This is a genomic window from Snodgrassella sp. ESL0304, from assembly GCF_013344995.1.
In the GTDB taxonomy this organism is placed as follows: Bacteria; Pseudomonadota; Gammaproteobacteria; order Burkholderiales; family Neisseriaceae; genus Snodgrassella; species Snodgrassella alvi.
Genome location: NZ_JAAEDR010000015.1, coordinates 124,401 through 150,504 on the forward strand (window position 1 = coordinate 124,401; position 26,104 = coordinate 150,504).

The 26,104-nt window shown below is 38.0% G+C and carries 24 protein-coding genes and 1 pseudogene; 3 read left to right on the plus strand and 22 right to left on the minus strand.

Annotated features, from left to right (window positions below; genetic code table 11):
• Positions 1 to 15 precede the first annotated feature (15 nt).
• From GYX91_RS08995 to GYX91_RS09045, 11 genes are all read right to left on the minus strand, one after another.
• Complete coding sequence (locus GYX91_RS08995; protein ID WP_025331473.1) at positions 16 to 9,921, minus strand: hemagglutinin repeat-containing protein; 9,906 nt, start codon at positions 9,919 to 9,921, stop codon at positions 16 to 18.
• Positions 9,922 to 10,193: 272 nt separating this feature from the next.
• Positions 10,194 to 11,960 carry a ShlB/FhaC/HecB family hemolysin secretion/activation protein gene (locus tag GYX91_RS09000; protein ID WP_174830636.1) on the minus strand — a complete coding sequence of 589 codons (1,767 nt, stop codon included), beginning with the start codon at positions 11,958 to 11,960 and terminating at the stop codon, positions 10,194 to 10,196.
• A gap of 961 nt (positions 11,961 to 12,921) precedes the next feature.
• Entirely contained in the window at positions 12,922 to 13,371 is a 450-nt protein-coding gene (locus GYX91_RS09005) for a hypothetical protein (RefSeq protein ID WP_174830637.1), read from the minus strand.
• Between the two features lie 44 nt (positions 13,372 to 13,415).
• Positions 13,416 to 13,577 (minus strand): hypothetical protein, encoded by a 162-nt coding sequence (locus tag GYX91_RS09010; RefSeq protein ID WP_171991468.1) that lies wholly within the window; start codon positions 13,575 to 13,577, stop codon positions 13,416 to 13,418.
• A gap of 45 nt (positions 13,578 to 13,622) precedes the next feature.
• Positions 13,623 to 13,883: a hypothetical protein gene (locus tag GYX91_RS09015; RefSeq protein ID WP_174830638.1), complete on the minus strand. Its 261-nt coding sequence runs from the start codon at positions 13,881 to 13,883 to the stop codon at positions 13,623 to 13,625.
• Between the two features lie 21 nt (positions 13,884 to 13,904).
• The gene (locus GYX91_RS09020) at positions 13,905 to 14,288 is read right to left on the minus strand and encodes a hypothetical protein (protein ID WP_174830639.1); all 384 of its coding nucleotides are present in this window, start codon (positions 14,286 to 14,288) and stop codon (positions 13,905 to 13,907) included.
• Positions 14,289 to 14,591: 303 nt separating this feature from the next.
• On the minus strand, positions 14,592 to 14,855 hold the full coding sequence (locus GYX91_RS09025) for a hypothetical protein (RefSeq protein WP_174830640.1): 264 nt from the start codon (positions 14,853 to 14,855) through the stop codon (positions 14,592 to 14,594).
• A complete protein-coding gene (locus GYX91_RS09030) occupies positions 14,855 to 15,166 on the minus strand; it encodes a hypothetical protein (protein ID WP_144235802.1) in 312 nt (103 codons plus the stop codon). Before GYX91_RS09030 ends, GYX91_RS09025 begins: the two co-directional genes overlap by 1 nt.
• Positions 15,167 to 15,341: 175 nt before the next feature.
• Positions 15,342 to 15,692 carry a hypothetical protein gene (locus tag GYX91_RS09035; RefSeq protein WP_041881295.1) on the minus strand — a complete coding sequence of 117 codons (351 nt, stop codon included), beginning with the start codon at positions 15,690 to 15,692 and terminating at the stop codon, positions 15,342 to 15,344.
• Positions 15,693 to 16,073 carry a hypothetical protein gene (locus GYX91_RS09040; protein WP_174830641.1) on the minus strand — a complete coding sequence of 127 codons (381 nt, stop codon included), beginning with the start codon at positions 16,071 to 16,073 and terminating at the stop codon, positions 15,693 to 15,695.
• Positions 16,074 to 16,617: 544 nt separating this feature from the next.
• Positions 16,618 to 17,034 (minus strand): SMI1/KNR4 family protein, encoded by a 417-nt coding sequence (locus GYX91_RS09045; protein ID WP_078474261.1) that lies wholly within the window; start codon positions 17,032 to 17,034, stop codon positions 16,618 to 16,620.
• 160 nt (positions 17,035 to 17,194) lie between these two features.
• On the opposite strand from GYX91_RS09045, the gene GYX91_RS11240 reads away from it, so the two are divergent.
• Positions 17,195 to 17,329: a SymE family type I addiction module toxin gene (locus tag GYX91_RS11240; RefSeq protein WP_370520385.1), complete on the plus strand. Its 135-nt coding sequence runs from the start codon at positions 17,195 to 17,197 to the stop codon at positions 17,327 to 17,329.
• Between the two features lie 65 nt (positions 17,330 to 17,394).
• On the opposite strand, the gene GYX91_RS09055 is transcribed toward GYX91_RS11240, so the two are convergent.
• Both GYX91_RS09055 and GYX91_RS09060 read right to left on the minus strand, forming a co-directional pair.
• Positions 17,395 to 17,763: a hypothetical protein gene (locus tag GYX91_RS09055; protein WP_025331488.1), complete on the minus strand. Its 369-nt coding sequence runs from the start codon at positions 17,761 to 17,763 to the stop codon at positions 17,395 to 17,397.
• A gap of 268 nt (positions 17,764 to 18,031) precedes the next feature.
• A complete protein-coding gene (locus GYX91_RS09060; RefSeq protein ID WP_174830642.1) occupies positions 18,032 to 18,448 on the minus strand; it encodes a hypothetical protein in 417 nt (138 codons plus the stop codon).
• 936 nt (positions 18,449 to 19,384) lie between these two features.
• Between GYX91_RS09060 and GYX91_RS11245 the strand changes: the two are divergent.
• Positions 19,385 to 19,543 (plus strand): annotated as a pseudogene (locus GYX91_RS11245) (SymE family type I addiction module toxin); the annotation flags it as partial.
• 44 nt (positions 19,544 to 19,587) lie between these two features.
• On the opposite strand, the gene GYX91_RS09070 reads toward GYX91_RS11245, so the two are convergent.
• The 3 genes from GYX91_RS09070 to GYX91_RS09080 form a co-directional block, all read right to left on the minus strand.
• Positions 19,588 to 20,070: a hypothetical protein gene (locus tag GYX91_RS09070; RefSeq protein WP_174830643.1), complete on the minus strand. Its 483-nt coding sequence runs from the start codon at positions 20,068 to 20,070 to the stop codon at positions 19,588 to 19,590.
• A 225-nt stretch (positions 20,071 to 20,295) separates the two neighbouring features.
• A complete protein-coding gene (locus GYX91_RS09075; RefSeq protein ID WP_025331481.1) occupies positions 20,296 to 20,586 on the minus strand; it encodes a hypothetical protein in 291 nt (96 codons plus the stop codon).
• Complete coding sequence (locus GYX91_RS09080) at positions 20,587 to 20,928, minus strand: hypothetical protein (RefSeq protein ID WP_034884696.1); 342 nt, start codon at positions 20,926 to 20,928, stop codon at positions 20,587 to 20,589. It lies immediately after the preceding gene.
• 15 nt (positions 20,929 to 20,943) lie between these two features.
• Here GYX91_RS09080 and GYX91_RS09085 point away from each other — a divergent pair, with 15 nt between their 5' ends.
• Complete coding sequence (locus GYX91_RS09085) at positions 20,944 to 21,171, plus strand: SymE family type I addiction module toxin (protein ID WP_194240764.1); 228 nt, start codon at positions 20,944 to 20,946, stop codon at positions 21,169 to 21,171.
• Positions 21,172 to 21,212: 41 nt separating this feature from the next.
• Here GYX91_RS09085 and GYX91_RS09090 read toward each other — a convergent pair whose 3' ends face one another.
• From GYX91_RS09090 to GYX91_RS09115, 6 genes are all read right to left on the minus strand, one after another.
• Positions 21,213 to 21,665, minus strand: coding sequence for a hypothetical protein (locus tag GYX91_RS09090; protein ID WP_078474266.1), 453 nt, complete (start codon positions 21,663 to 21,665; stop codon positions 21,213 to 21,215).
• Complete coding sequence (locus tag GYX91_RS09095; RefSeq protein ID WP_174830644.1) at positions 21,665 to 23,362, minus strand: VENN motif pre-toxin domain-containing protein; 1,698 nt, start codon at positions 23,360 to 23,362, stop codon at positions 21,665 to 21,667. Before GYX91_RS09095 ends, GYX91_RS09090 begins: the two co-directional genes overlap by 1 nt.
• Positions 23,363 to 23,572: 210 nt before the next feature.
• Positions 23,573 to 23,971, minus strand: a complete 399-nt coding sequence (locus tag GYX91_RS09100; RefSeq protein WP_143555754.1) for a hypothetical protein — start codon at positions 23,969 to 23,971, stop codon at positions 23,573 to 23,575.
• A gap of 563 nt (positions 23,972 to 24,534) precedes the next feature.
• Positions 24,535 to 24,696 carry a hypothetical protein gene (locus tag GYX91_RS09105; RefSeq protein ID WP_171991469.1) on the minus strand — a complete coding sequence of 54 codons (162 nt, stop codon included), beginning with the start codon at positions 24,694 to 24,696 and terminating at the stop codon, positions 24,535 to 24,537.
• 28 nt (positions 24,697 to 24,724) lie between these two features.
• Positions 24,725 to 24,922: a DUF4926 domain-containing protein gene (locus tag GYX91_RS09110; RefSeq protein ID WP_174830645.1), complete on the minus strand. Its 198-nt coding sequence runs from the start codon at positions 24,920 to 24,922 to the stop codon at positions 24,725 to 24,727.
• Between the two features lie 7 nt (positions 24,923 to 24,929).
• A partial coding sequence (locus tag GYX91_RS09115; protein WP_174830646.1) for a DUF6883 domain-containing protein occupies positions 24,930 to 26,104 on the minus strand: 1,175 nt, incomplete at its 5' end.

The window sequence follows — 26,104 nt, forward strand, 5'->3', positions numbered from 1 at the left end:
TTTTAAATTTCATTGTTATTTTCCTAATTTGTATAATAACTGAAACATATCTGAATTCAGAAAATCAGCCAAAGCAGCCGGTGCTGAGGCGGGTATTGCTACATATGTTGTCGTATCTGATGCTATATTCTGAAACGGATTACGGTTGCGTGAAGTGTTTCCGTCATCCCCATACCAGCCCCATATCTGTCCGCCAAGATAATCATGTGTTCCGGCAAAGGATTCTATCAAATCATCAGAGAAATCACCCTTATTATACGGAATCGTCAGCCCGGGCAGATACCAGCCACCTTGCACCGGCTGGAAGCCGCCGGTAAGACCAAACATACCACCCACCTCTGTTGTATCCTTCATTAGATCAGCAAACGTCGGATACTTAGAATCTCCTTTAAATATATAATTACCATGTTCATCTTTTTTCAGATTGTTCATATCATCTGTTTCACAACGTCCATTATCGCTGCCACAGATAATATCTAAATGCAATCGTACCCCACCAAGCTTAACACCATCAAAATATCCACTATCATAGGAAACATTATTCATTACTTCTCCAGTTTCCTTGTTAATTACTATTCCAGGCGATTTTCTGGAATTGGCCAGACTTTCTTCACGTAACTTAGTGGCTGCCAGCTGTAAAGTACCCTGAGTAATGGCAGCAGTTGGATCAGCGGCCAGTATATTGACTACTGTTTCCAGTAAACGCCGCTGATATTGCAGTTTATAAATCTCTTTATACAGTTCTGTTTTATTTTCTTCTGATGTTTCTTCTTTGATTTTTTTCCTCAGCTCTGCCTGTCTGGAATCGATATAAGAGTTAATTAATCCAAGGCTGTTCTGACGGAATTCTTTAGTAACTTCTACCTGAATATTTAATTCATTAAGCACTTTTTCCTTGTCAAAGTTGTTGGCCAAATAGCCAGCCTTACCAGCATAATCTTCGCTGCTGGTGTCAGTATGAATAGCTGCTATGGCTTCTGCTACGGTTTTACCAGTTTTCTGCTGCTGCGCTGTTTCATCTGTAATGATGATATTGCTGGTATTGATACCACTATGAGTAGTACTACTGTCGTGATCACTATCATGACCAAGTCCAAGTGAGGTGTTATTACTGTCAGACCACTTCTTATCGGAATTAGTGTTATTGTTATTACTATCTTTATTATTGGTATTATCTTTTTTGTCTGACTGACTTCGCTCTGGTTTAGATGCACTTATACTGCCACTGACATCAATACCAATGCTGCTACCACTGTAATCGCTGTGATTTTTGATGTCACTGCTGGTAAGACTGCCGGTAATCAGGCTGTTTTTACCTGCTGCTTCTGCGGCACTGGCAGAGGTGATGATGGCCCCTTTCAGATCTGTATTGCCTTTGACTTTAATCTGATAGCCGTCATCTCCAGCTATTATACCGCTTTGTTCAGTGACACTGGCATAATCGGCCTTGATTTTGCTCTTGCTATAGCTGGCCGATCCCGATGCACCGTAGCCTACAGTAACCTGCCCGCTGATATTCTGCTGTTTACTGTCATATTTGGCTTTGTCCTGCAGACTGGCTATGTTCAGCTCGGCTGCATCTATACTTACGCCTTTTCCGATTACCTGTGCACCTATGATGTTGGTAGCACCGCCACTACTGAGACTGGTACTGCCGCTGCTGCTGCCGACATGGCTGTTACGGTAGCTGGTTTCGTCTCCGTTACCATGGCCTTTACCCAGATTGCCCCCGGCTGTAACACCCAGAGATGCACCACCAGAGCCATAGCTGATAGCCACCCCAGCATTCCAGCCGCTGGATTTATTACTGCTGCGTTCGCTGTGGCTTTGTTCTGCTGCAAGCAGGTTAATTTCGTTATCTGCTTGTAAGTGTGTGCCTCTGCTGCCTGCCACATCTGATCCGATGATGTTGATATTAGAGTCTTTGCCTGCGCCCGTTGCCAGTAAATTGACTGTTCCACCAGCATTAATGCGGCTAGCAGAGGCTACAGTATCTTTCGTGTGACTCTCCATACGAAGCTTCTGCTGACCAACTGTTATACCGACATTAGCATTCATAGCATTTTGGGGATTATTGGCAATATCCGCAACAGCACTACCTGCTTTATATGTGTCCATACCGGCATTAAAGGCAGCCATAGCATTGATACGATCATTTTTGCTTTTATTTGTACGCTCAATTGCAGTTCCGGCTTTTTGAATAGCACCAACTACAGGTATGTTTACACCTACTGTAATACCACTTTGCTTCATAGTATGCACATAATCGGTGCTGTACTGATCCTGAGCTGCCTGCACATTTATTTGTTTAGCTACAACAGCCACATTACCTCCAGGGGAAGAAACTGTACTGCCACTTTGCGTATAACGATTACCGGCAACAATAATCGTATCACCTTTCAGACTGCCAACATTGCTGCCGCTATGAATAAGGGAATTTCCGGCAATGTCATCGGTTTGTTTCTGACTGCCAATAGAGAAACCAAACCCGCCACTACCCATCAGACCGGATTTTTTTCTGGCATGATATTCCTGTACCTGATACTGATTCTCAGCTGCCTCGATATTAATATCACGACCGGCATGTAATAAAGTCTGATTATCTGCAATAACATTGCTGCCGCGGATATTAATATCCTGTTCACTACCAATACGGATATTGCTACCGGTAATATTACTGCTTACTGCTTCATCATTATGTTTCTGATATTTATCTATACTTTTTTTAGTGGAAAAAGTTCCTCTTGTTTTATTGTAATGAGCCTCATCCAGATCTGTTTTTGCTCTGCCCTCGGTAATATTAACCCCTTTATTACCATAAATATTAATATCACCATTAGTACTGTTAATATCACTCTGCCGGATATTAACAGTATTGCCAGAAAATAATGTAACATCACCTCCGGCAATAACTTGAGTTCCTCTTTCATCTTTATGATCCAGTGCCAGATGGTTCCTGGCACTGAGTTCACCATAACCGGTGTGACTTGCAGTCTGAACCGTACCCAGATTGACACTTCCGTTGCTGCTGGCCAGCTGAGTCAGACCGTTGGTTGCTGTATTCACAATATTGGCACCATGAAAATTCAGATCCTCTACACTATTAACTGCCAGAATCCCATTTTTATTGCCTGTTACATACAGTCCTGCCACACGATCAATCACGGTACCGCCATTGCGCTCATCACCGTGAGTTGCCGTGATAGTGTTAACATTTATATGTTTTGCCTGCAGACCAAGAAAATTCTGTGCCTGAACGGTACCGCCATTAATATCAATATTGTCAGTTGCATTAAGCAGCACATTTTGCCCGCTGATCAGACCACTATTACTAAGATTATGTGCACCCAGATCTACAATTCTGCGACCGGCCACTGTACCCTGATTATTAATATCCTTATTAGTATGCAGACTGATATTATTAGCACTGATTAATGCACCGGCAGTATTTAAATCTCCGTCACGCACCATCAGATATACCTGCGGGACCAGTACAGTTTGCTGACTTCCATCAGGCATAGTAACAGTCTGACTTACCATCCAGACAATATCACTGGTCAGGCGTGCTACCTGATCGGCACTCAGAGCGATTCCCGGTACCAGTCCCATGGTTTTCGCCATGCTTACACCAGCATCCATTAATGCCTTATATTCATCTTCATCACTGTCATATCCTGCAAGGCGGCGATAACCGGTTAACTGATCTATTTGTTCATTAATCAGTCTTTGTTCGTAATAACCATCCCCTAAGCGCTTCTGTATTTTTTCCGGATCCTGACCCAGCGCTTCTAACATATAGTTGCTACTAAGCCATTTATTTTTATTGGTAAATGCCGGATCGGTTTCAACCAGATAACCTTTATTATCCGGATCAATATGATACAAACTATTATTAGGTAATTTATTATTCAGACTGGTAAGTGTTTTAATACTGGGAACCTTTGCACTATCAGTCTTATTATCATCTACAGGCTGATTATTAGCTGACATATTGTAATCGTTACTGCCTGTCTTATCAGCATTGACATTATCTTTAACTGAATTATTGCTCGTAACATTGACTGTATCTGTATGCTTACTATTGGAACTGCCAATAGATGAACTACCCGTATATACACTTCCTGCATTCTCTATGTTACCGGTATTATTGTTTACCCCAATAATGGTATTGTCTGTAGAATCAACTTTCATATGTTGCTGGATAATGCTAACAGGTTGTTCAAGATCAATAGTCGTGATTGTGGTCTCGTTTATCTGACCTCTTACTTTACGCTTATATTCAGTACGCCTGTTCGGCCAGCTACCACTTTTACTTTTTTTATATCCGCCTAATGTACCGGTATCAACCACACGCTGCTGACCTTTACTTTCAATATTATCCAACTGTAAAGAATCTGCACCAATCAGACTACCGCCTACCAGAATCCGGCTGTTATTATTTTCCCAATGGCTGCCGCTTATATTTAAATTACCGCCAATAATAATTTCACCCGGTCTGCTTTCACTGACACGCTGTTTATAAGTTTTGCGGTTAAAATCCCACCATGTGATACCAGTTTTTTCCTCTCTGGCCATAGGACGACCATCATTAAAATAAAATTCAGAATGTTCATTTTTCTTCTTTCTTTCATTGTAATGCCCGTCCACTCCCTCTGTCCATTTCTCTGTCTGACCGGGGAATAAATACTGTTGAATATGCTGCTCAGGATTTGCCAGATACTCTTCAAGAGTAAAATGATTATTCAGATTACGTAATTCATTTACAGCAATATTTCCATTACCTTTTGCCTCAATACGCGCACTGCTGTTTATCAGACTATCGGCCATTCCGGTAGCATGATATTGTTTGTCCAGCTTTCCGCCAATAGCAAGATCACCTTCACTGAGTAAATAGCCCTGCTCCTTATTGACTATATCTCTGGCACCTATATCCAGCTGCTGGCGTGCAGCAATAATTGCTGCCTTAGTTTCATTACCTGTTATTTCTTCTCGATTTAACAGACTGCCGGTACCTATCGCCACATGGTCTCCGTAAATGCGTCCAGTACCAACGTTATCTACAAGTTTTCCAGCCTGAATCAGAGTCAGACCATTACTGTTTATCAGACCTCGGTTAATTACACTGTCCTGCACATTTAATTCTGTATGCTTATTACTCTGAATAGTACCGGCTGCCTGATTATCTATCCGGCTGGCATCAATAATAACACTATCACCGATAACATTATGATTATTAATTATTTTACCATTACTATGCAATTTCAGACCAGCATTAGCACTTATATTCCCGTTAATATTAAAATCATCTGTTAAATCTATAGATGCATCATGACCGGCAGCTATACCAGCATCGTCAGTACTGGCATAATCCAGTTTTTTGGCCTGTAAATTTAAATCATTTCCAGCAAGAATTTTACCGTTATTGGTATTATCAATTTCCAAAGTATTATGCAGCTGATCATGAATATTTACATTGTCTGCGCTACTGATTTGTCCATACTGATTAAGCAGTTTCTGATTGATTTGTGCATTTAGCTGCTTATTGGCACGAATGTTACCAGCAGTGTTATCAATACTGTCCGCTGTTAGATCAATACTGTCTGCATCTATACTGCCATTATTGCTGTTATCCAGTGTCGATGCTTGAATAACTACCCCTTTACCGGCCTGAATCTTGCCATTTGCGCTGTTATTCAATACCAGATTGCCTGGACCATCAGCATTTAGCAGTAACTCTTCATTACTTGCAATATTTCCTCCCGTATTATCCAGCTTTTCGTCAATCTGCGCCTTTAACTGTTTACCAGCCTGAATAATACCCCCTGCTGTATTCTCTGCGCGTGCTGCCTTCAGATCCAGATTCTTCTCACTGCTTATTATTCCTTTATTATTATTTTTAATACTTTCCGTATTTAGATAGGCATCTTTACCGGCTATGATTTTTCCGCCGTTACTGTTATCAACAGCCAGACGGCTTTCGCCTTCACTGTTAAGCAACACATCTCCGCCACTGCCGAATTCTCCGCCCTGATTATTCAGACTATTACCAATCTGTGCCTTTAACTGCTGATTTGTCCTGATAGCTCCGGCTGCATTGTTTACACTGTCTGCTGTCAGATCAATACTGTCTGCATCTATGCTGCCATTATTGCTGTTATCCAGTGTCGATGCTTGAATTACTGCCTCTTTGCCCGACTGAATCACACCATTTCCACTGTTGTTTATACTTACTGATGCCTTAAGATGCAGATTTTCACTGCTTATTATCCCTTTATTATTATTTTTAATACTTTCCGTATTCAGATAGGCATCTTTACCGGCTATGATTTTTCCGCCGTTACTGTTATCAACAGCCAGATGACTTTCGCCTTCACTGTTGAGCAACACATCTCCGCCACTGCCGAATTCTCCGCCCTGATTATTCAGACTATTGCTAATCTGTGCCTTTAACTGCTGATTTGTCCGGATAGCTCCGGCTGCATTGTTTACACTATCTGCTGTCAGATCAATACTGTCTGCATCTATGCTGCCATTATTACTGTTATCCAGTGTCGATGCTTGAATTACAGCCTCTTTGCCCGACTGAATCACACCATTTGTACTGTTGTTTAAACTTACCGATGCCTTAAGATGCAGATTTTCACTGCTTATTATCCCTTTATTATTATTTTTAATACTTTCCGTATTCAGATAGGCATCTTTACCGGCTATGATTTTTCCGCCGTTACTGTTATCAACAGTCAAATGGCTTTCGCCTTCACTGTTGAGCAACACATCTCCGCCACTACCAAATTCTCCGCCCTGATTATTCAGGCTGCTGCCAATCTGTGCCTTTAACTGGCGGTTTGTCCGGATAGCTCCGGCTGCATTATTTACACTATCCGCTATCAAATCAATTCTGTCTGCATCTATACTGCCATTACTGCTGTTATCCAGTGCCGATGCATGAATAACTGCATGTTTGCCGGCCTGAATCTTGCCATTTGCGCTGTTATTCAATACCAGATTGCCTGATCCGTCAGCATTTAGCAGTAATTCTTCATTACTTACAATATTTCCTCCTGTGTTATCCAGCTTTTCATCAATCTGCGCCGTTAGCTGTTTACCAGCCTGAATAATACCCCCTGCCGTATTTTCTGCGCGTGCTGCCTTCAGATCCAGATTCTCACTGCTTATTATCCCTTTATTATTATTTTTAATACTTTCTGTATTCAGATAGGCATATTTACCTGCTATGATTTTTCCGCCGTCACTGTTATCAACAGCCAGATGACTTTCACCTTCACTGTTAAGCAACACATCTCCGCCACTGCCGAATTCTCCGCCCTGATTATTCAGGCTGTTGCCAATCTGTACCTTTAACTGCTGATTTGCCCGTATCGCTCCGGCAGCATTGTTTACACTGTTTGCTGTCAGATCAATACTGTCTGCATCTATACTGCCATTATTGCTGTTATCCAGTGTCGTCGTATGAATAACTGCATGTTTGCCGGCCTGAATCTTGCCGTTTTCACTGTTATTCAATACCAGATTACTTTGTCCGTCAGCATTCAGCAGTAATTCTTCATTACTTACAATATTTCCTCCTGTGTTATCCAGCTTTTCTTCAATCTGCGCCTTTAACTGTTTACCAGCCTGAATAACACCCCCTGCTGTATTCTCTGCGCGTGCTGCCTTCAGATCCAGATTTTCACTGCTTATTATCCCTTTATTATTTTTAATACTTTCTGTATTCAGATAGGCATTTTTATTCGCTATGATTTTTCCGCCGTCACTGTTATCAACAATCAGACGGCCTTCGCCTTCACTGTTGAGTAATATATCTTCGCCACTGCCGAATTCTCCGCCCTGATTATTCAGGCTGTTGCCAATCTGTGCCTTTAACTGACGGTTTGTCCGGATAGCACCTTTACTGTTATCAACAATATTGGCTTTTAATATCAGACTATTACTATCAATACTGCCCTGCCGGTTATTCAGGTTATTCGTACTCAGTTTAAGAGATGCACCGGACTGAATTTTTCCGTCCAGACTGTTATTTATATCTTTACTTTGTATGCTTAGCTGTTCCTGAGCCGCAATCAGACCATTATCACTGTTATCCAGCTGGGCACTGTCTATATTAATATCCTTTACCGACTGTAATTTACCTTTTCTGTTATCCAGTTTGCCACTTTTTGCCGATAATAATTCTGTTGTAGTAATTTCACCCTGATGATTATCAATGCTATTGGTATTAATTAATGCCTGCCGGGCACTGAGCTTACCTTGATAATTATCAAATATTTCACCACTTACCGTTAATTTATTCAGATTCAGACTGCCATGATTATTCAGACCAGTCTTCGAGGTTAAATCAATACCGCCATTGGCAATAATCTGACCATTATCATTAATTATTCCCTCACTACTAATAATTTTTCCGGTTTCAAATTGTGTTTTATGGGTATTAACAGCAGAGACTGTTTGTCCGCTACCAGCGGCTGTAGTAGGAGGAGAAGCAGGTATTGCCGTTTCCGGTTTATGCTCCGGGTCAGACGGAGCAGGCTTATCCGGCTCAGGGGCATAACCAATCAGGCCATTATTACTATTATCCAGCTTATTCAGATCCAGCGTTAAACCCTGAGTACCGGTCTGAATAATCTTCCCGTTCTGATTATGAATATTATCTGCAATAATATCTATCCGACCGGCATTAATTTCTCCCTGATTATGCAGTTTTTGCTGCCGGATATTGATTTCATCCGCAGTAGTCAGTAAACCACTGTTTTCTAACTGCTCACTATGAACCAGCATTTTCCCCTGACTTGAAACTGTTCCACTATTCGTTACTCTGTCAGCATTGAGGGAAACACTGGCAATATCAGCACCAGAAGATTTCTGATCAGAAACGACAATACTACCGCTATTGCTCAGGTAACCATTAGCATCTATGCTTAAATTACCATTACCGGCATAAATCTGCCCCGCATTATTAACACCAACGCCTTTATCAGTACTGACCAGTACAATCTTACCGGCATACATACCACCCAGTTTGCCTGCATCAATAGCTACTAAAGGTTTACTCTCTGCAGAGGTCAGTACAGACTCAGTTATATTTCCCTGTGCATCTGTATTATTGCTTCCTGCTGTAATATTCAGATTATTTGCCCAGATACCCGCATTAATCTGTGCGGCCTGCGATAGAATGCGTGTGTATTCACTGCTACCAGTATTCAGACCGTCTCCACTGATACTGATATTACCCTGCCGGACTTCAAAGCCGTCTAAATTTCCATTCCTGATTAGCGGCTTACCTGTAGTCAGCGTTACTCCTGCTGCATTAATAAATCCGCTGCCATTCACATTTATCCCCGCCGGATTGGCTATAATTACTTCTGCACGCCGGCCGGCTACTTCTATATAGCCATTCAGCTGGCTGGGATTGGTACTATTAATCTGATTAACAATAACTCTGGCTTCACCTTTACTCAGCCATGGATTGGCCTGTATCCAGCCGGCCAGCCTGGTTGCCGTATTTTTTCGGCTGTTATTTAAAATAGCGCCTTTCTTGTCTACATCCATCTGCCGGAACTGATTAATTGAAACTCCGCCTTTAGTAGGTGTTCGAATATTAATTTGCGGTGTTCCATTCGCTGTTTGCAAAATGGTCGGCTGCTGATTTTTCGGTGCAGAAGTATCAGCATGAATCGAACCTGCTCGGCTGGAATCAATAACTAGAGTGCATAAACCGAAACCCAGCAGAATAGACCAAGCCAGAACAGGCAAACCTGCAATCTTGATTTTGCTATTCATTATTGCGGTACTACCGGCAGTACTGTCTGCAGTACTTTTTCCTTCACGAATAGTATTTTCCGCAACAGCCATCATTTGCCCGCGTTTTTTATTGAAAATTACCTTAAAAAGATTCTTATTCATTTTCCTGCCCTTTGAAGAGTATATTTAATTAAAATTTCTCAAAACCAACTGGAATATTGTCTTAATATTTATTCAGAAAAAGCCAAATATTAAATAAATTTATTCAGATTAAAATCAAACGTATATCAGCAGAATAAAATTCTAATAATGACAAAAAAATAATTATTAATTGATCGATTATTCGTAATTTTTCCGGTAACTCTATTATTCATCATGCAATCCTCTTTATTTCATAATCAACGCTATATTTTGAATAAATTTGTATTACAGCTCTAAAGTGAATAATTCAGATTAAATCCGAATGTAGTTTTGTCTGTGCGGAAATGCTGCGGTTTATAAATCGGCTTTCCCATAAATACGTCGTAATACCAGTTCCCGCCAGCCTTTACCTGACCTTTAAAACCCACTACTGTACCCGCCAGTGTCTTTCCTAACTGCATTTCACTTGTTCTTCCCGTTATATGCCCTACGTCTATCCCTGCATATACCTGATGACTCGGTAAATACTGCCAGTTCAGATTGTTATTCCAGTACCAGCCCTGCTCTCCCATCAAAGTAAGCTCTCCGTCAAATCCCCGCACAGTGTAGCGCCCGCCTATTGATACCTGATCCTGAGTAATTAACGGGGTTTTATTCCACTGCCCGTGAAACGAGGTGTCATAGCTAAAGTTATATTTTCCTACCCTGAACGGCTTCATCAGTGAAGCATCCAGTGTGATTATCTCCATCCGCGAGGTGCCTTCACCGAATTCTTCTTCTGCCGCCCGTAAACTGTGGTCTGCACCGGTTCCGCGCTTATAACCTGCACTCAGATTAAGTATGGCATTTCCTAAATATTCCTGATGATTCAGCCCTATAGCCCAGCCTGCCGTATGTCTTCTCTGTACTTCGATTTCAGCATCGTCTATATAGTTATGTGATTTACGCCGCCATATTCTGGCACTTACATCAATTTTACGGTGACTGTTACGATATATCATTCGGGTTATCCCCAAATCTGTATTTTCACTGCTGCCGTTATAATCATAATTCTGGTTATAACCGGCTATAGCCTGATGGTAGCGGTAATAATTCTGGTTAAAAGCTATCAGCCAGTTTCCTACCGGTACTGAATAATGAAGGGAATAGCCGTGTGTACCACTACCGGTACGATTACCATCAATATCTACTGTACTGTCTTTACTACCCAGATCATGGTTATAGTTCACATAAAACAGATCACTTAGACCTAACGGATTATCAACAGATAAAGTTACACCGCCCTGATAACGTCCGGTAGCATGACTGCCTGAGTCATCTGCATTAAAGCTGATACGTACTGGTACTTTACGCTGCGACCATGAAACAACCACATCACTTTCGTTCGGTGCTTCAGCCGGTACTATCTGGATATCCGCCTCTACTGTCGGCACGCGTTTCAGGTTTTCCAGTCCTTGTTCTAAATCCCGCAGATTCAATATGTCACCAGATCTGGCAGGAAATTCATTCTGAATACGACGAATACGGTTTACATGTGTCTGATCAGCATTATCAAGGTTATAACGAATTTCATGAATTCGTCCCGGAATAACTGTCAATACCAGCTCACCAGTACTTAAATCCTGCGGGCTGGCCAGAATGCGTGTAGTAGTATATCCCCTGTCTATTACTGCATTCTGCGCCAGTGTCATAATATAATTAATACCATTGCTACCCAGACACAATCCCGGCTTGAATTTACTCAGATAAATAGCTTTATCTAATGCAAATTGAAACCGCTGTGCCTGATCACCATTTAACTTGATGCTTCTGATGGCAAAACATGGTTTTTCATCCTGAGGTAAACCGTTAACCGTACCTTCAATTTGCGGAGGCTGTAATCGCACATTGACTTCAGGCTGCATTTTTTCCTGAAATTGTTTCAGCCTTTGCTGTTCGCGAATAATCTGCTGCTGTTCAATATCTGCCGGATTAGCCGGACCTGACGATGGTGCAGCATACGTCTGATATATCACCCCGTTAATTAGACTTAAAAAAAATAGGTATTTACTGATATTCATAACATTACCTACAAATTATTATTTTAATTAATAATATAATACATAAATTAACTAAACAAATTATTTAACTGATTTATTTATAATAAATTATTTTATTAAGAAAATTTAGTTCAGGTATTTACAGAAAAAAATATTTATAGAAATTAATTTTATATAAATATTTCAATATATTAAATTAAAAAATATTATATATAAATATATCAAGCTATTATAGTTTTCTTTTTCTGGCTTCAGGTCAGATATTCAAAAATTAGAATTAAATTATTGTTTTAAAAAATATTAAATATAAATTTAATTTAATTAACAATTTTTGTTGTAAATTTGGTTTATTTTCCTTAAATTAAATATATTTAATCAATTTTAAAATAAATATAAATTAGATACTCAAATAAATACATTAGATAATCTTTCACTTTTCAGTTAGAAATTCTCAAATTTTTCTCATATTTTAATTAATATGATTAATCATAATATTAATCTTAAATGATTAATTCTTAACTTAATCAATGGTGCTAATTTCATCAAATTTATCAGGTGAGTATTTTTTCTTAGTCATAATTTCACTTCAATATGATTTATTTTTTATAATACATGCTTTCACTAAAAATACCAATTAATAGAAAATACCGTTTCTATAATTATTTTTATCTGTATTATTATGATATTGTCCATTAAGATATAAATATGGGGATAATATTATCAGGCTAGCAACACGTACATGACTCTTTTACCTTTTGCTCTTAGCTCTCATCATGTTTTTTTGCATTCCCGCACAGATTCCATATGATAGTAGTCCCTCGTTCAGTTTTGTTATAAGAAACTTTATTCTGTGAAAATCTGATTTCATCAGGATTTATTACGGTCGTTCATTTTCCAGCAAGACCGACCGATTATCTGACTTGCTATGCAGATCTGGATAATGATAAAAGCTCCCCGGTGCTTAGGCGGGGAGTCTCATTACTTAATCTACTGGATAGAGCTCTTTAATATATTGTTCAACAAAGGGCTTTAATTCCTCTACAGGATAGACTTCATTTCGCTGTACTAGATAAGCATCATCATAAATTACTCTGGCTTCAAGAATCTTAGCTAGTATGTAAGTAACCAATACTGAAAATTTTCGGTTTTTCTCTCCACGATAGATTACTCCTGACATAATTGGTAAATCAGCTTCTGACTCATCTCTAACTTCTGGTTCAAAGTAAGAAAAATTACTCCAGCATACATTATCGTTACTATGATCCTGAATAATTATAAAACCATGAGATAAATCTAAATCACTATTATTTAAAACCCCAATAGAAATCATTCTTGTATCAATTAATAGCTCTTTCAGATTACTAACTAATCCTTTAACTATTTTATCGAAAGAGGAAGTTTCTTTAATTGGAAACATGATTTCATTAGTCATTATTTACTTCCGCCTTTTGATATTGAGCTGCCAGTTACATTTAACTAACCATCTTGAGTTTTAATATAAATATTACTTACAGTACCTTCTTTTGTAATATTGCATACAGGTGATCCTGGTTTAAAATGATTAATCATTTCATTCATACTCACACCTGTTTTAGAAGCATCTATATATAAATCACCTTTATATCCTTGCTTGGCCATATCCTTAGCACCATCAGTAATGTTTCGTCGGACCGCATGAATGCTTTACCCTTGAACTTCTTTCAATTGAACAGGAACCCCATCAAGCCAACCATCAATACTAGGATTGTTTGCTTTTTCTGCTCCTTTAAAAGTACCACCTTTATATTTCACCATATCTGATGTTTGTTGATATTCATGTGGCGCAAGTGCATTTTTAATAACGGAACCTTGTTTATCTGGTAGTAAAGCGGATAACTCAGAAGCAGCATTTCCAGCTTGTCCCGCTCCACTAGACCTCTTTCCAGCGATAAAAATAATCCCCACTAATTAGGCGGGGATTATTGATCACCACCATTTTGGATACGCTATAAAAGCATTTAATATATTATCCCTATCGTCTAAATCGATCCTTTCGTAGCCTTCAGATTTAGATATATTTTCATTAATGTCTTTTTTAAGAGAAATCCAACACATCTTATCATTTTTAATGTCTATTTCTAGTTTGAAATTATCATTCATATCCTTTAATACTGCGAATTTAGATAATTGTAGGTCTTTAATGAAAGAATCAAAAACATGACATTCAAACCAAGCTTCTGACACATTTTTTAGCTCGAAACCACTTTTTTCAATATCAATCGAAATATACAATTTTAATGAAGGCAAATGCTCATCTATTTCAATTGTATTTATAGAAATTTTTATTGGATTATTAATTAAGATATCCATTAGTGCACTCCCATATATCGTGCATGGGTAATTGTTGGTAACTCACCTGCTGATCTAGGTGGTTTAAACTCTAATTGCCACCCATCGACAGTAACTCTCTTATTATAAGGAATATTATTTTTAGTAGCGGTATTTACAGCTGACTGAAAACTTCTTAACTGTTCTTGGCTTGTTAATTTTACAGACTCTGGAGTATGCTCGTAATCATAACAATAGAGTAAGGTAAATTATTTATTCAACTTGCTATATAAGTCTGAAAGATAATAATTAGAATCTATAATAGTTAGGTAGGAATTATTCTTATTATGATATTTTAGTCATTATATTTTTGATAATAGGTTCAACAGATTGTTCTAACTTTTCACTATCTATCGTATAACGATTTAATTCAATTTGATTTTCTGCATCAAATAGCAATTCTCTTAACCATTTTTCTTCTAATGCCAATATCTGATGCTCAGCTTCATAAATAGTAGAATGTATTTCATCCAAACTAATTTTTTTATTTAAATAAGAATCACATTTTTTTTTAAGATTATTAATAACATCTGGATATATCCAATTCATCACTTTTCACTCCTTCTTAGAATGGTCACTACAATTTTACTATTCCTTTCGGTAACAACACCTACATCACCACTCCAATATACAGTCCTTTTTACACCATTAACCATTGAACTGGTTTTTGTTTCATTTTGTATAGTGTGCTCTACAATATTAGGAGAAATGTTACGACCAGCTCCAACTGTACCGGCAGAGAACCCTAACTCTGGTAGTTGCATCCTATCAACTGCATGTTGTGAATATAATCTGTTTCCAATCGACGCATATTGCTTACCGTCAATAGTCTTTTGGGGTAGTTTTACCAAGAATTCCATTCCAGAGAATTACCATTCATTCCCTTTCCTGCTTTACCACCGCTCAGCCATTCATCATAGATGCGCAACAGTAGTTATTGATTATCAGGATTGAGAAGCCTATCTAAAATAAAGTAATATAGATCTGTCCTTGATAATATCAACCCTATGATTAAATCAAAGACAGATCAATTAATCATCTTATTAATGTTGAAAATTCAGTAGAAATAAAAGGTTGTAATCTTATTTCAACCTTTGTTCTTGTATCCTCTAGTACAACTTCGGTCGTTAGGTATTCACCATCAACATCTTTTTCTATCTTAAAGTATTCCACACCCTCCATTAGATTGTGCGCTATTTTTTTCTGTTTAAACTCTATAATTGTTTGTATCCAACCTCCAGTTGCACTAAACGAAAAAAGTATAGACATTTCATTTTGATCAGTATATTTGTATGCAAAGTGTAAATCCTCTGTATTCTGAAAAATAGGTTCTCCCTCAAAAAAAGCTAACAAATCTATTTCATCTGGAAAAGATTGAATAAACATTTATTTTTTTCCTTCTTTTGGAATTGTTGTTACAAATCTACGTGAACCATCTGGCATAATTTCAAATGACGTTTGTAATACAGTGCCTTTTCCTGATGGACCCATTAAGAAAGATTCTCTAACTTCAAAACTCTGAGAACCTTTTTTGTAATTATTAATAACATTACCTTTTGTATTTACTACTTTATTAAAGTATTCAGTTAAAATAGCTGCACCTGATTCATTAGTCTGTAGCCCTAGCCGTCTCATCATTTGGGATAATTGAGTTGAGCGAGCAGTATTATGTTCTCCGCTATTTACTTTGCCATAAAGATAATCAAATTTTTTTGGATCTATTTCAAGCTTCGTCCCTTTTCTAGCATTAGATACTAGAAGGCGCACAAGACCAAGCTACCAAGTCAAGATTAAAAGACCATGAGTTTTTAAACCTGTTTCAAAAGATTGAGAAGCTACCAGAAGAAAACAAACCGTGATTAAGATATTTTTAGAAGCCTTTTTAACCAAGACTCAGATTAAATTACTGGCTAAATAAGAATAATAAAACAATAAGTAAGCAGCAATAATAGGCGGCAACCTGCTACCACTGCTAACCACAACTAACTTCACAGGAGTTAACTATGGCTAAGGCACTGCAACCCACCGAACGATTTTACACCATTGGTTAACACCCCAAGCCATAGGATCCAACCCCAGACCGCAACTACCTATTAAAGGCTGCTAGCTAGAAGCCTTTGGCTTTACCATCGGTCAGCCAGTCATCATCGATGCGCAACATGGGCTGTTTATTATTAGGATTGAGGGGCAAGACTAGAAAGTGAAAATAAAATCCCAGTTCAAAATTGGGATCTTAGGTTTTCAAAATTGGTCAACCTGTCAGAATAAAAAATTCCAGACTTGATATTTATTTTGGGCTTGTTTGCGATATTTAATTTTCATTAATCCATACTTGTTCAACCCAATCTGAAAGATCTTCCCAAGTATCATTACTATAGCCATCTAACGTCCAATATCGTACTGTATCATTTGGTGTTAAACAATAATAACTTCCATTATCTTCACATATTGGTAACCAGTCTTCTGGTAGACCTTGCTCCCTAGCTTCATTAAGCACTGTCGATAATTCAGATGGATATTTTTTATCTCTTGTTACTAGTAATAATTCTATTGTACCGTAGAATATATTGCTGGCTTCTTTGAGAAGCTTTCTATATTCAGTTGAAAAGCTGAAATTAATATTTTTTTCATAATCATCAAGCAAGTTATCATCAGGAAGAGGGACATTTATTACCTCTCCATTTGATAACTCTTTTAACTGATTAATAACTTTATCCAATTTATTCATTAGTATCCTCTCTTATTTGACGTATTAAGCAAGTAACGCAGCAGTAACAGGCGGCAACCTGCTACCACTGCTAACCAAAACTAACCTTACAGGAGTTAACTATGGCTAAGACACTGCAACCCACCGAACGATTTTACATCATTGGTTAACACCCCAAGCCATAGGACCCAACCCCAGACCGCAACTACCTATTAAAGGCTGCTGGCTAGAAGCCTTTGGCTTTACCACTGGTCAGTCATTCATCATCGATGCGCAACATGGGCTGTTTATTATCAGGATTGAGGGGCTGAGCTAAGAGGTAAAACAATATCCTCGCGAGTTAAGGCGGGGATTGCTATACAACAGGCTAGGATCTTATATTTAACTGTGATTGATATATAGAGCAACAGGTTTTGCCGGTACGGTAATTTCCCATCCCATGATGAGTAATATCGCCATAGCCATTTCTCTCATATTTTTCCACTCAGCACATTGACAAAGCGCATCGTTGTTCCAGTATTGGATGTTAGGTGCTCCACTTATAGATAACATATAATCATCTAACTGTTTAATTGCCAATTTTTGCTCAGACGTGAAAGAAGATGCGACCAAAGGATCGTTTAATTCATCTAAAGCCATTTCCCACTCAACAGCCAGCTCGTCCGCAACGTTCACAAAATCAGGAAATAAACTTTTCTGTACTTCACAAGGCTGCGCTATCGCCTGAGTTATCCATTTAATCTTATTCATTTTCTATTCCTTTGGTTTATTAATAATTGTCGCTTTCTCTCCCGCACTTGGCTTGTTCCAATCGACGCATATTGCTTACCGTAAATAGTCTTTTTGGGGTAGTTTTGCCAAAAATTCCATTCAGAGAATTACCATTCATTCCCTTTCCTGCTTTACCACCGGTCAGCCAGTCATCATTGATGCACAGCAAGGATTGCTGATTATCAGGATTGATGGGCTGAGATAAAAGGTAAAACAAAATCCCCACAGGTGAAGTGTGGATTATTCATTAGTAGATGGTTTCACACTGTATGCTAGATAATTTTATATTTCTCAAAAAAACACTCATTTTTTTTAGATACCAATTAAAATCTGGAATATCTTCCCCGAATAAATACTGACGATTTATTGACAATGACATAGATAAATAGTTAGGGTAAATTAAAAAATTACCCCCTGATTCATTATCATAAACCATCACTATCCCGATTTTATCCATAATATTATGAGAGTTTATAAACTCGTCTAAATTGAACAGATTCATCTCTGTATTCAACCAGTCATAATCTTCGATATCATTTGACGATAGATAAGTAACCATATTTTGATAATAAATATTCCAGCCATTATTTATCAGGCATTTTAATATCTCTTTAGGAGAATATTCTTGTGCAAAATTTATATCTATGCTGACTTGCACTCCCATATTAATATTCCTTAAACGGTATGTTCTTTGGTGTTAACCAATCTTTAATATACTGAGGGATAGGTGTGTTAGAATGCACTTCAAAAGACACACCATTTAGCTTGGTAATACTCGCATAGTATCCCTCATCAGACTTGAATTTCTCAAATCCTTTACTACCTGCCTGAGCATGATCTTGCCAATAGTGTCATGATTTAGCCTCATACCAGATTGAATTATTTCAACTATAAGCATCATCAAACTCTTTTCCTTAATTTTTAAAGCTACCTTTACCACCTAAAGCTTGATGCAAATAATTTTCAAAATCCTTACCGATAAGTCCTTGAGCACTTGTCGTCCCCTTTCCAGTATTAGTGTTGCTCTACTTCCATCGCCCGACTGTTTCAGTGTTTCCATATATGCATCAGGTGGTTGTGCAACACCTTTTTCCTTAGCTCACTATTCTATTGTATTTTTTTACCCCGACACGCTTTTATTCGCTGTTTTGCAACTCGCTTTAAGAGACTTTTCGATAACACGTCCGTGACTCGCAGCTTGTCTGTTAGTCTCGGACGGGTTGAACGGGAGCGCGAACCGGGTCAAGGTTAGTAAGTGATGATTTAACGGAGAGCATCTTTTAAGGGTTGGATAGGCAGGCAGATAGCGAGCACGGTAAGGAGCAAGGAACAACGTGACTGCAACCCGCGCACAGCGTTTGGATGACTGAGGGTTGTGCGGGGTAAAGCTTTTTAGCGAAGGCCTACGGCCGACCTGCCTTACTGGTGTTGACCTTGGAGCCGCAGGGATGCGGCGATGGCGGCAGGGATGTGGATGACTGCTGCCAACAGCAGAGCGAGCTTGCGAGCTGTGCGCCACTCCGCGCTAAGGTGCCGATTGTGGGGGCGCAAGACATAATGTGGATTATACGAACACGAGCCGCCCACTGAGCGGTTTTACACCGTAGGTTACACGCCTAACGGCGGGTTCAGCAACCCCAGACCGCAACTGACCATCAAGGGGCGCTGGCTGGAGCAGATAGGCTTTTATGTTGGTTGTACAGTTATCATTAAAGTTAAGCAAAATAAACTTATTATTAAACTAACAAGCAAGTTTTAAAAAACAATAAAAGATCCTCACACAAATTAGGTGGGGATTGATACTTATTCAACGGGCTCTAATGAAACAGCCATTTCTAATACTATATCTAAGTAAGCTTTTTCGCCATTATGATTTCGCCATTTCAGTTCATCATATGCGTAAATAATTTCAACTTTAGCCCCTTTTTGAAAAAGCTTTTTATCCTTGTAATTAATATAGTTATAAATGCTTTCTTCAACTTCGGAACCATCATCTAATAGTAAACTAAAAGCATTATCTACAGAAGAAGGATCTTGACCTGCCACATAGGTTCTAGTTATTACTCCCGACACGTGCAGTAAAGGCATTTTTCCTTGTTTAATACTATTCCACCATTCTTTAGAACCAAAAAGGCCATTTGTACCTTTTAAACCCATATTTGGTCTCGACTTATCGAGCGTGAGTGACTGTGTCATTACAATTTGCTCAGGATTATCTTTTAACTCTTCAGATAAAAGATAAACTAATTTCATAGGAACTTTTGAATTTTCTAACTTTAATAACATATTTCTTACCTTTTATTTTACTTTTTCAAAATGGACAATATTTTTAATTAAAAAAATCATACTTAGCAAAAAGATGACGGATATCATTAATAACATATTATTTTCTTATATCTTCCTCAGTAACCCAGACAAGCTACACACCCAGTTTTGAAACTGAAACTCATGTTTATTTCTTGTACATTCTAGGAAAATATTAGATCCCAGTAATGTAAAGGGATCTAGTTGCTAGGATTGATATATTACGTCGTAATTATTACCTAATTCTATTTGTAATTTTTCTTGTAAACATTTCCCTTTTTCTTTAAAGGCTATTTCTTCATTAATAGTTTTAAATCCAGATTCTAACGGGTTATCTGAATTCAACGTTTTATCATAGTCATCTGACCACTTATTTAACTCATTTTTGAGAGAATCACTGATTAGTAAGGAATCAGGATCAATATTTCCAACTTCATTATCCGAATCAATCCACAATGGATAACATTCATAATCAGCCATTAATTTTATTTTCTTCATTTACTTACTCCCCGCAGGATTTGCTCCAACAATAAAACCATTACTTCCAGTTGTAACAGCTATTCTTTGTTTTTGTCCATTAATCGTAATTTCATAAATTGGTCGTCCTGTTCCTTTTCCTTGATAACCAATAATCTTTCCTTTGGATACAGTGTCTATAACTACATTAGGTATTTGTGATTCTGAAACCCCTATTTTTGCAAAATCACTGGCATGACGTTCTACAATATGTTGGAGCCCTGCCGATGAATTACCTGTCTCAAGAAAAACTATTTTACCATCAGCTAATTTTTCAACTTTCAAAATATTTTCAGGTGAGAATTTAACGCCATTCTTAGACATTTCTTCCAGATATTGTTGATTTATCGTCCCATTTCCAGCATTACCAAAACCCGAACGGTAAAACCCCGACCCAAGCGCAGCTTAACGGTTGGATACAGCCCTAATGGCGGGCAACCTAACCCCAGACCGCAACTGACCATTAAGGGGCGCTGGCTGGAGCAGATAGGCTTTTATGCCGGGCTGCCCGTGGTCATTAAAGTTGAGCAGAACAAGCTGATTATTGAACTTGCGATACAGATCTAAAAAATAATAAAAGATCCCCGCGGCTTAGGCGGGGATCTTCATTACTCATCTACTGGATAGAGCTCTTTTATGTATTGTTCAACAAAGGGCTTTAATTCATCTACAGGATAGACTTCTTTTCGCTGTACTAGATAAGCATCGTCATAAATTACTCTGGCCTCGAGTGCTTTGGCTAATATATACCCTATTACTACAGAAAATTTTAATTCATTTTCTCCTCGGGTTTTTATACCCACCATAATAGGCAAATCGATTTCAGCTTCATCTCTAAATTCAGGTTGAAAATAATGAAAAGTTATCCAACAAAAATATCCATACTGATGGTCTTGTATATTTACAAATTTATCTGATAGATCAATACCTTTGCTTGCAGATAGTCCGACAGATAACTGCCTTATTGGTAACGAATATACCTTAAAACCATCAACTATAATATCCAATAATTCTTCAAAAGAAGGTGTTTCTTTAATTGGGAACATAAATTCATTGGCCATTACTTACTCCCTCCCTTTGTAATTGAACCACCGGTGACATTTAACCAACCGTCCTGAGTTTTGATATATATATTATTTACCGTACCTTCTTTAGTAATGTTGGATACTGGAGAACCGGGTTTAAAGTGATTGATCATTTCATTCATACTGACACCTGTTTTAGAGGCATCTATATATAAATCACCTTTATAGCCTGCTTTTGCCATATCATTTGCCCCGCCAACAATATTCTTTCGTATTGAGTGGATACTTTGACCCTGAACTTCTTTTAATTGCACAGGAACCCCATTTAACCAACCATCAATACCAGCTTGGCTTTTCTCAGTAGCTCCTTTAAACGTTCCACCTTTGTACCCAACAATATCTAAGGCTTGTTTGTACTCATGATCAAGAAGCTCATTTCTAATTACCGAACCTTGTTTACCCGGTGGTAAAGCGGGTAACTCAGAAGCAGCATTTCCAGCTTGTCCCGCTCCACTCGTCCCCTTTCCAGCTTTTGCTTTAGAACCCTGCTTTTGCATCATTACAGAATATCTATTTTTTATCAAACCTATTTCGTCATTGGTTAGTCTCCTTCCTTTTTTCATGCTCAGTGCACGTATAACTGTTTCAACACTAACTCCTGAGTTGAGTAATGTATCAACTTGCTGTTGCATTATACTAACTGACCCTATGTAGCTCCCAGCAATTTGATATTGGAATACTCTTATGGCTATCTGTTCGTCAGAAGCTCCAGAGCGTTTCATTTTTTTGACTAGATTTAACATTGTAATTTGGTTGAAATCTGCATTGCCAATTACGCTCGCTGGTATCCATTCATTTGCATTTAAATCAAATATGCGTGAACCAAACCTACGCTGACTTTCTCCAGCCCCCCTCATCATTTTATTAGCATAGCTTGTCAATAATATTTTGGATTCTTCTTCTGTTATTTGTCCTGTCATATACAAATTCAATATGATTTTATTTGCTTCATCAGAGGCCTTTAAATATTCTTTTTCAACCTGAATCCTGCACTGATCTGTTTTGCATGCATCATATTTTCTTTGATAATCATCCGCACTTTGTACACCTGCTTTTTTCAGTTTTTCATTTAATATTTTTTCCTGAGTGTTAAGTTTACTTTCCCCCTTACTGTTACGAAGTGCATTATTATCAACCGCCGTATGCCCGGCCTGATTCCCCTGTGCCACATCAGCCATGCTGCCGCCTACTGCCGCTCCTGTTGCTGCTCCAGCCAACCCTATGATTGATGAAACCGTGGCTTTTTCATCTGCAGTTAAATCTTTTGATTCCTTGCCATACAGCCATTTCGATACTACCGGTGCCAGAGCTTCTGTTCCTGCCGCAGCCAGTCCGCCAGCCAGTGCATTATTTCCTCCTGCTGCCGCTACTGCTGCTCCTACTACTGCGTGCGCCACCAGATGCGCAGTGCTGCCTTCTGCATCTTTTCCTTTAAAGTACTGCCCTATCTGATATGAAACTATCGGGCTGGCTGTGGCTGCCACTATCCCTCCTATGCTGTTAGTCGGGGCGGACAGGCCTGCTCCTATCGCATTTAACAGTAATCCGCCTGCATTCCACTGCGACAGTTCTTTTTCATATTTTTCACGTTCTTCCGGACTCAGTGCTGTATTTTTCAGTTTTTCTTTAAGGGCATCTTTTTTACTGTTTATTATGGCAGAGGCTGTCTGCATGTTATCGCTGAATTCCTGACTGATTTCACGCTGTAAATCCAGCTCTTTCTGTACCTTGTCTTTATCAAAGTTATTATGCAGATATCCGGCCTTATCAGCATAATCTTCGCTGCTGATATCAGTATGGATAGCTGCTAGGTTTTAAAATCCCATACCTTAATCAATAAGATTAATTACATTATTCAATAAATATTTATTTTTTATTGAGTATTACTGATGCTTTTGATTTTGATAAATACATGCATAACTAGGATATTGCCATACAACAGCATATCTTTGAAGCGGTATTTCAGTTACTGTTGGATCTCTTTCATAATCATAATAATCATCCAAATTAGAAGTAATAATCATCTCTTCTCCGCGACAGTTATGTTCAAAACCTAGTTTTGCACTATTCTTATCAACAGTATTAGAAATTTTTTTTCTATTTTCAAAATCATCATACTTTAGTTTAAATATCACATAAATTGTCGTTGTTGAACCATTTTTAGTTATCATTACTTGTTCTTTATTAAATGAATATGGCTTAAGAATATCTGGTAATTGTTTAATTATTATTGATTCTTTTTCATTATTATCTATTTCATATCTAGATTTTCCATTCCCCATCCATTTTATATACCCAAAAATTGAAAAGCTACATAATATAAAGATAATATATATAATCCTTTTCTTATATCCTTTCCATAGTATATTGATATTACTCATTTATAAACTTTCAGCAGACGTAGTTAATTTAAAATATATAATAAAAACAAACATAACAGAACAAGTACAAATAGCTTTTTATTATACTTGTTCTAATACTCTGTTATTTACATTTAAAGAGCTTATTTAATTCTTCTAATTTTTCTATCATAATTGCTGCTGCTTAACACTTTCAAAACAAAAGGTAAATCCAGAACCTATTTTACCTTTTATTTTTGGCAATTAATTGTTTATAGGTCGTGTAGTAGCAACTTTTCCTATAACCAAATAACTTTATACCATTTGTTATATACACCTAGTCTGGTCAGACCTAGCCCTCCAATTCAACTGACCATGAATGGTCATTGATTGGAGGAGCTCAGATTTTATGCTGGTATGCTCATAACCATAACAATAAAGTAGGGTAAATTATTTATTCAACTTGTTATATAAGTCTAAAAGATAATAATTAGAATCTCTAATAGTTAGGTAGGAATCATTCTTATGTAGTTTTGCCAAGAATTCCATTCCAGAGAATTACCATTCATTCCCTTTCCTGCTTTACCACCAGTCAGCCAGTCATCATTGATGTACAGCCGAGGCTGTTGATTATCAGGATTGAGGGGCTGAGCTAAGAGGTAAAACAAAATCCCCACGGGTTAGGTGGGGATTGCTTTAGCTTACCTTGGATAATTTATCTGGTGATAAGGCTAGTATCTCTATTGTTCTACCGTTCTCATCACAGAACTCGACTTCATATGATTCATCGGGTTTAGTATAAACATCTATAATTGCACCTATCATTCCTGATTTCAGATTATACTCAGGAATATTTTCAGTTAAACTTACTGTATCAAAAAGGGAATATTTCATAATATCTTCACTTTACATAGAGTGTTGTTAATCTAGGTGTTGATGATCCAGGATCATATATCCAACCAGTTCGAACAGTTGCTGTTTTCCCATTCGGTCCAGTAATTGGCATATCAATAGTAATTCTTTGACCATGATTATCTGCTTTACCTAGAATGGCTGTATTTGTTTTTGCTCCCGATTGTATTTTTGATATTAGATCATTTGCGTTTGATTGGTTATATCCTAAAGCTGACTCAAAAACTTTTGCTTTGTTTCTCCCTACGGGATGCTCGGTATTTAATGCATAAGAAGTAACTTTATTCGGATCAATTACTGCTTTATCTGCATTTGCTAGCTTCCCAGAGTTTCCTGTTTTAATTACAGCCTCTGCATGGGTGTAATTGTTCCAATTCGCTGTTGGTCCTGAAAGTTTATCTTTAGAGGTTATTGTAGCAACATCATCTACAGCACTCGTTCCCTTTCCGGCTTTTGCTTTAGAACCCTGCTTTTGCATCATTACAGAATATCTATTTTTTATCAAACCTATTTCGTCATTGGTTAGTCTCCTTCCTTTTTTCATGCTCAGTGCACGTATAACTGTTTCAACACTAACTCCTGAGTTGAGTAATGTATCAACTTGCTGTTGCATTATACTAACTGACCCTATGTAGCTCCCAGCAATTTGATATTGGAATACTCTTATAGCTATCTGTTCGTCAGAAGCTCCAGAGCGTTTCATTTTTTTGACTAGATTTAACATTGTAATTTGGTTGAAATCTGCATTGCCAATTACGCTCGCTGGTATCCATTCATTTGCATTTAAATCAAATATGCGTGAACCAAACCTACGCTGACTTTCTCCAGCCCCCCTCATCATTTTATTAGCATAGCTTGTCAATAATATTTTGGATTCTTCTTCTGTTATTTGTCCTGTCATATACAAATTCAATATGATTTTATTTGCTTCATCAGAGGCCTTTAAATATTCTTTTTCAACCTGAATCCTGCACTGATCTGTTTTGCATGCATCATATTTTCTTTGATAATCATCCGCACTTTGTACACCTGCTTTTTTCAGTTTTTCATTTAATATTTTTTCCTGAGTGTTAAGTTTACTTTCCCCCTTACTGTTACGAAGTGCATTATTATCAACCGCCGTATGCCCGGCCTGATTCCCCTGTGCCACATCAGCCATGCTGC

What these genes read in the sequence shown, in the direction of transcription:
- GYX91_RS09110 (WP_174830645.1), bottom strand. Translation starts at nt 24,922, where the DNA reads ATGAAATATTCCCTTTTTGATACAGTAAGTTTAACTGAAAATATTCCT.
- GYX91_RS09070 (WP_174830643.1), bottom strand. Translation starts at nt 20,070, where the DNA reads ATGTTATTAAAGTTAGAAAATTCAAAAGTTCCTATGAAATTAGTTTAT.
- GYX91_RS09060 (WP_174830642.1), bottom strand. Translation starts at nt 18,448, where the DNA reads ATGGGAGTGCAAGTCAGCATAGATATAAATTTTGCACAAGAATATTCT.
- GYX91_RS09090 (WP_078474266.1), bottom strand. Translation starts at nt 21,665, where the DNA reads ATGGCCAATGAATTTATGTTCCCAATTAAAGAAACACCTTCTTTTGAA.
- GYX91_RS09035 (WP_041881295.1), bottom strand. Translation starts at nt 15,692, where the DNA reads ATGTTTATTCAATCTTTTCCAGATGAAATAGATTTGTTAGCTTTTTTT.
- GYX91_RS09025 (WP_174830640.1), bottom strand. Translation starts at nt 14,855, where the DNA reads ATGAATTGGATATATCCAGATGTTATTAATAATCTTAAAAAAAAATGT.
- GYX91_RS09005 (WP_174830637.1), bottom strand. Translation starts at nt 13,371, where the DNA reads ATGACTAATGAAATCATGTTTCCAATTAAAGAAACTTCCTCTTTCGAT.
- GYX91_RS09020 (WP_174830639.1), bottom strand. Translation starts at nt 14,288, where the DNA reads ATGGATATCTTAATTAATAATCCAATAAAAATTTCTATAAATACAATT.
- GYX91_RS09080 (WP_034884696.1), bottom strand. Translation starts at nt 20,928, where the DNA reads ATGTCTAAGAATGGCGTTAAATTCTCACCTGAAAATATTTTGAAAGTT.
- GYX91_RS09030 (WP_144235802.1), bottom strand. Translation starts at nt 15,166, where the DNA reads ATGGAATTCTTGGTAAAACTACCCCAAAAGACTATTGACGGTAAGCAA.
- GYX91_RS09055 (WP_025331488.1), bottom strand. Translation starts at nt 17,763, where the DNA reads ATGAATAAGATTAAATGGATAACTCAGGCGATAGCGCAGCCTTGTGAA.
- GYX91_RS09095 (WP_174830644.1), bottom strand. Translation starts at nt 23,362, where the DNA reads ATGCAGACAGCCTCTGCCATAATAAACAGTAAAAAAGATGCCCTTAAA.
- GYX91_RS09010 (WP_171991468.1), bottom strand. Translation starts at nt 13,577, where the DNA reads ATGGCCAAGCAAGGATATAAAGGTGATTTATATATAGATGCTTCTAAA.
- GYX91_RS09000 (WP_174830636.1), bottom strand. Translation starts at nt 11,960, where the DNA reads ATGAATATCAGTAAATACCTATTTTTTTTAAGTCTAATTAACGGGGTG.
- GYX91_RS09045 (WP_078474261.1), bottom strand. Translation starts at nt 17,034, where the DNA reads ATGAATAAATTGGATAAAGTTATTAATCAGTTAAAAGAGTTATCAAAT.
- GYX91_RS08995 (WP_025331473.1), bottom strand. Translation starts at nt 9,921, where the DNA reads ATGAATAAGAATCTTTTTAAGGTAATTTTCAATAAAAAACGCGGGCAA.
- GYX91_RS09100 (WP_143555754.1), bottom strand. Translation starts at nt 23,971, where the DNA reads ATGGGGAATGGAAAATCTAGATATGAAATAGATAATAATGAAAAAGAA.
- GYX91_RS09075 (WP_025331481.1), bottom strand. Translation starts at nt 20,586, where the DNA reads ATGAAGAAAATAAAATTAATGGCTGATTATGAATGTTATCCATTGTGG.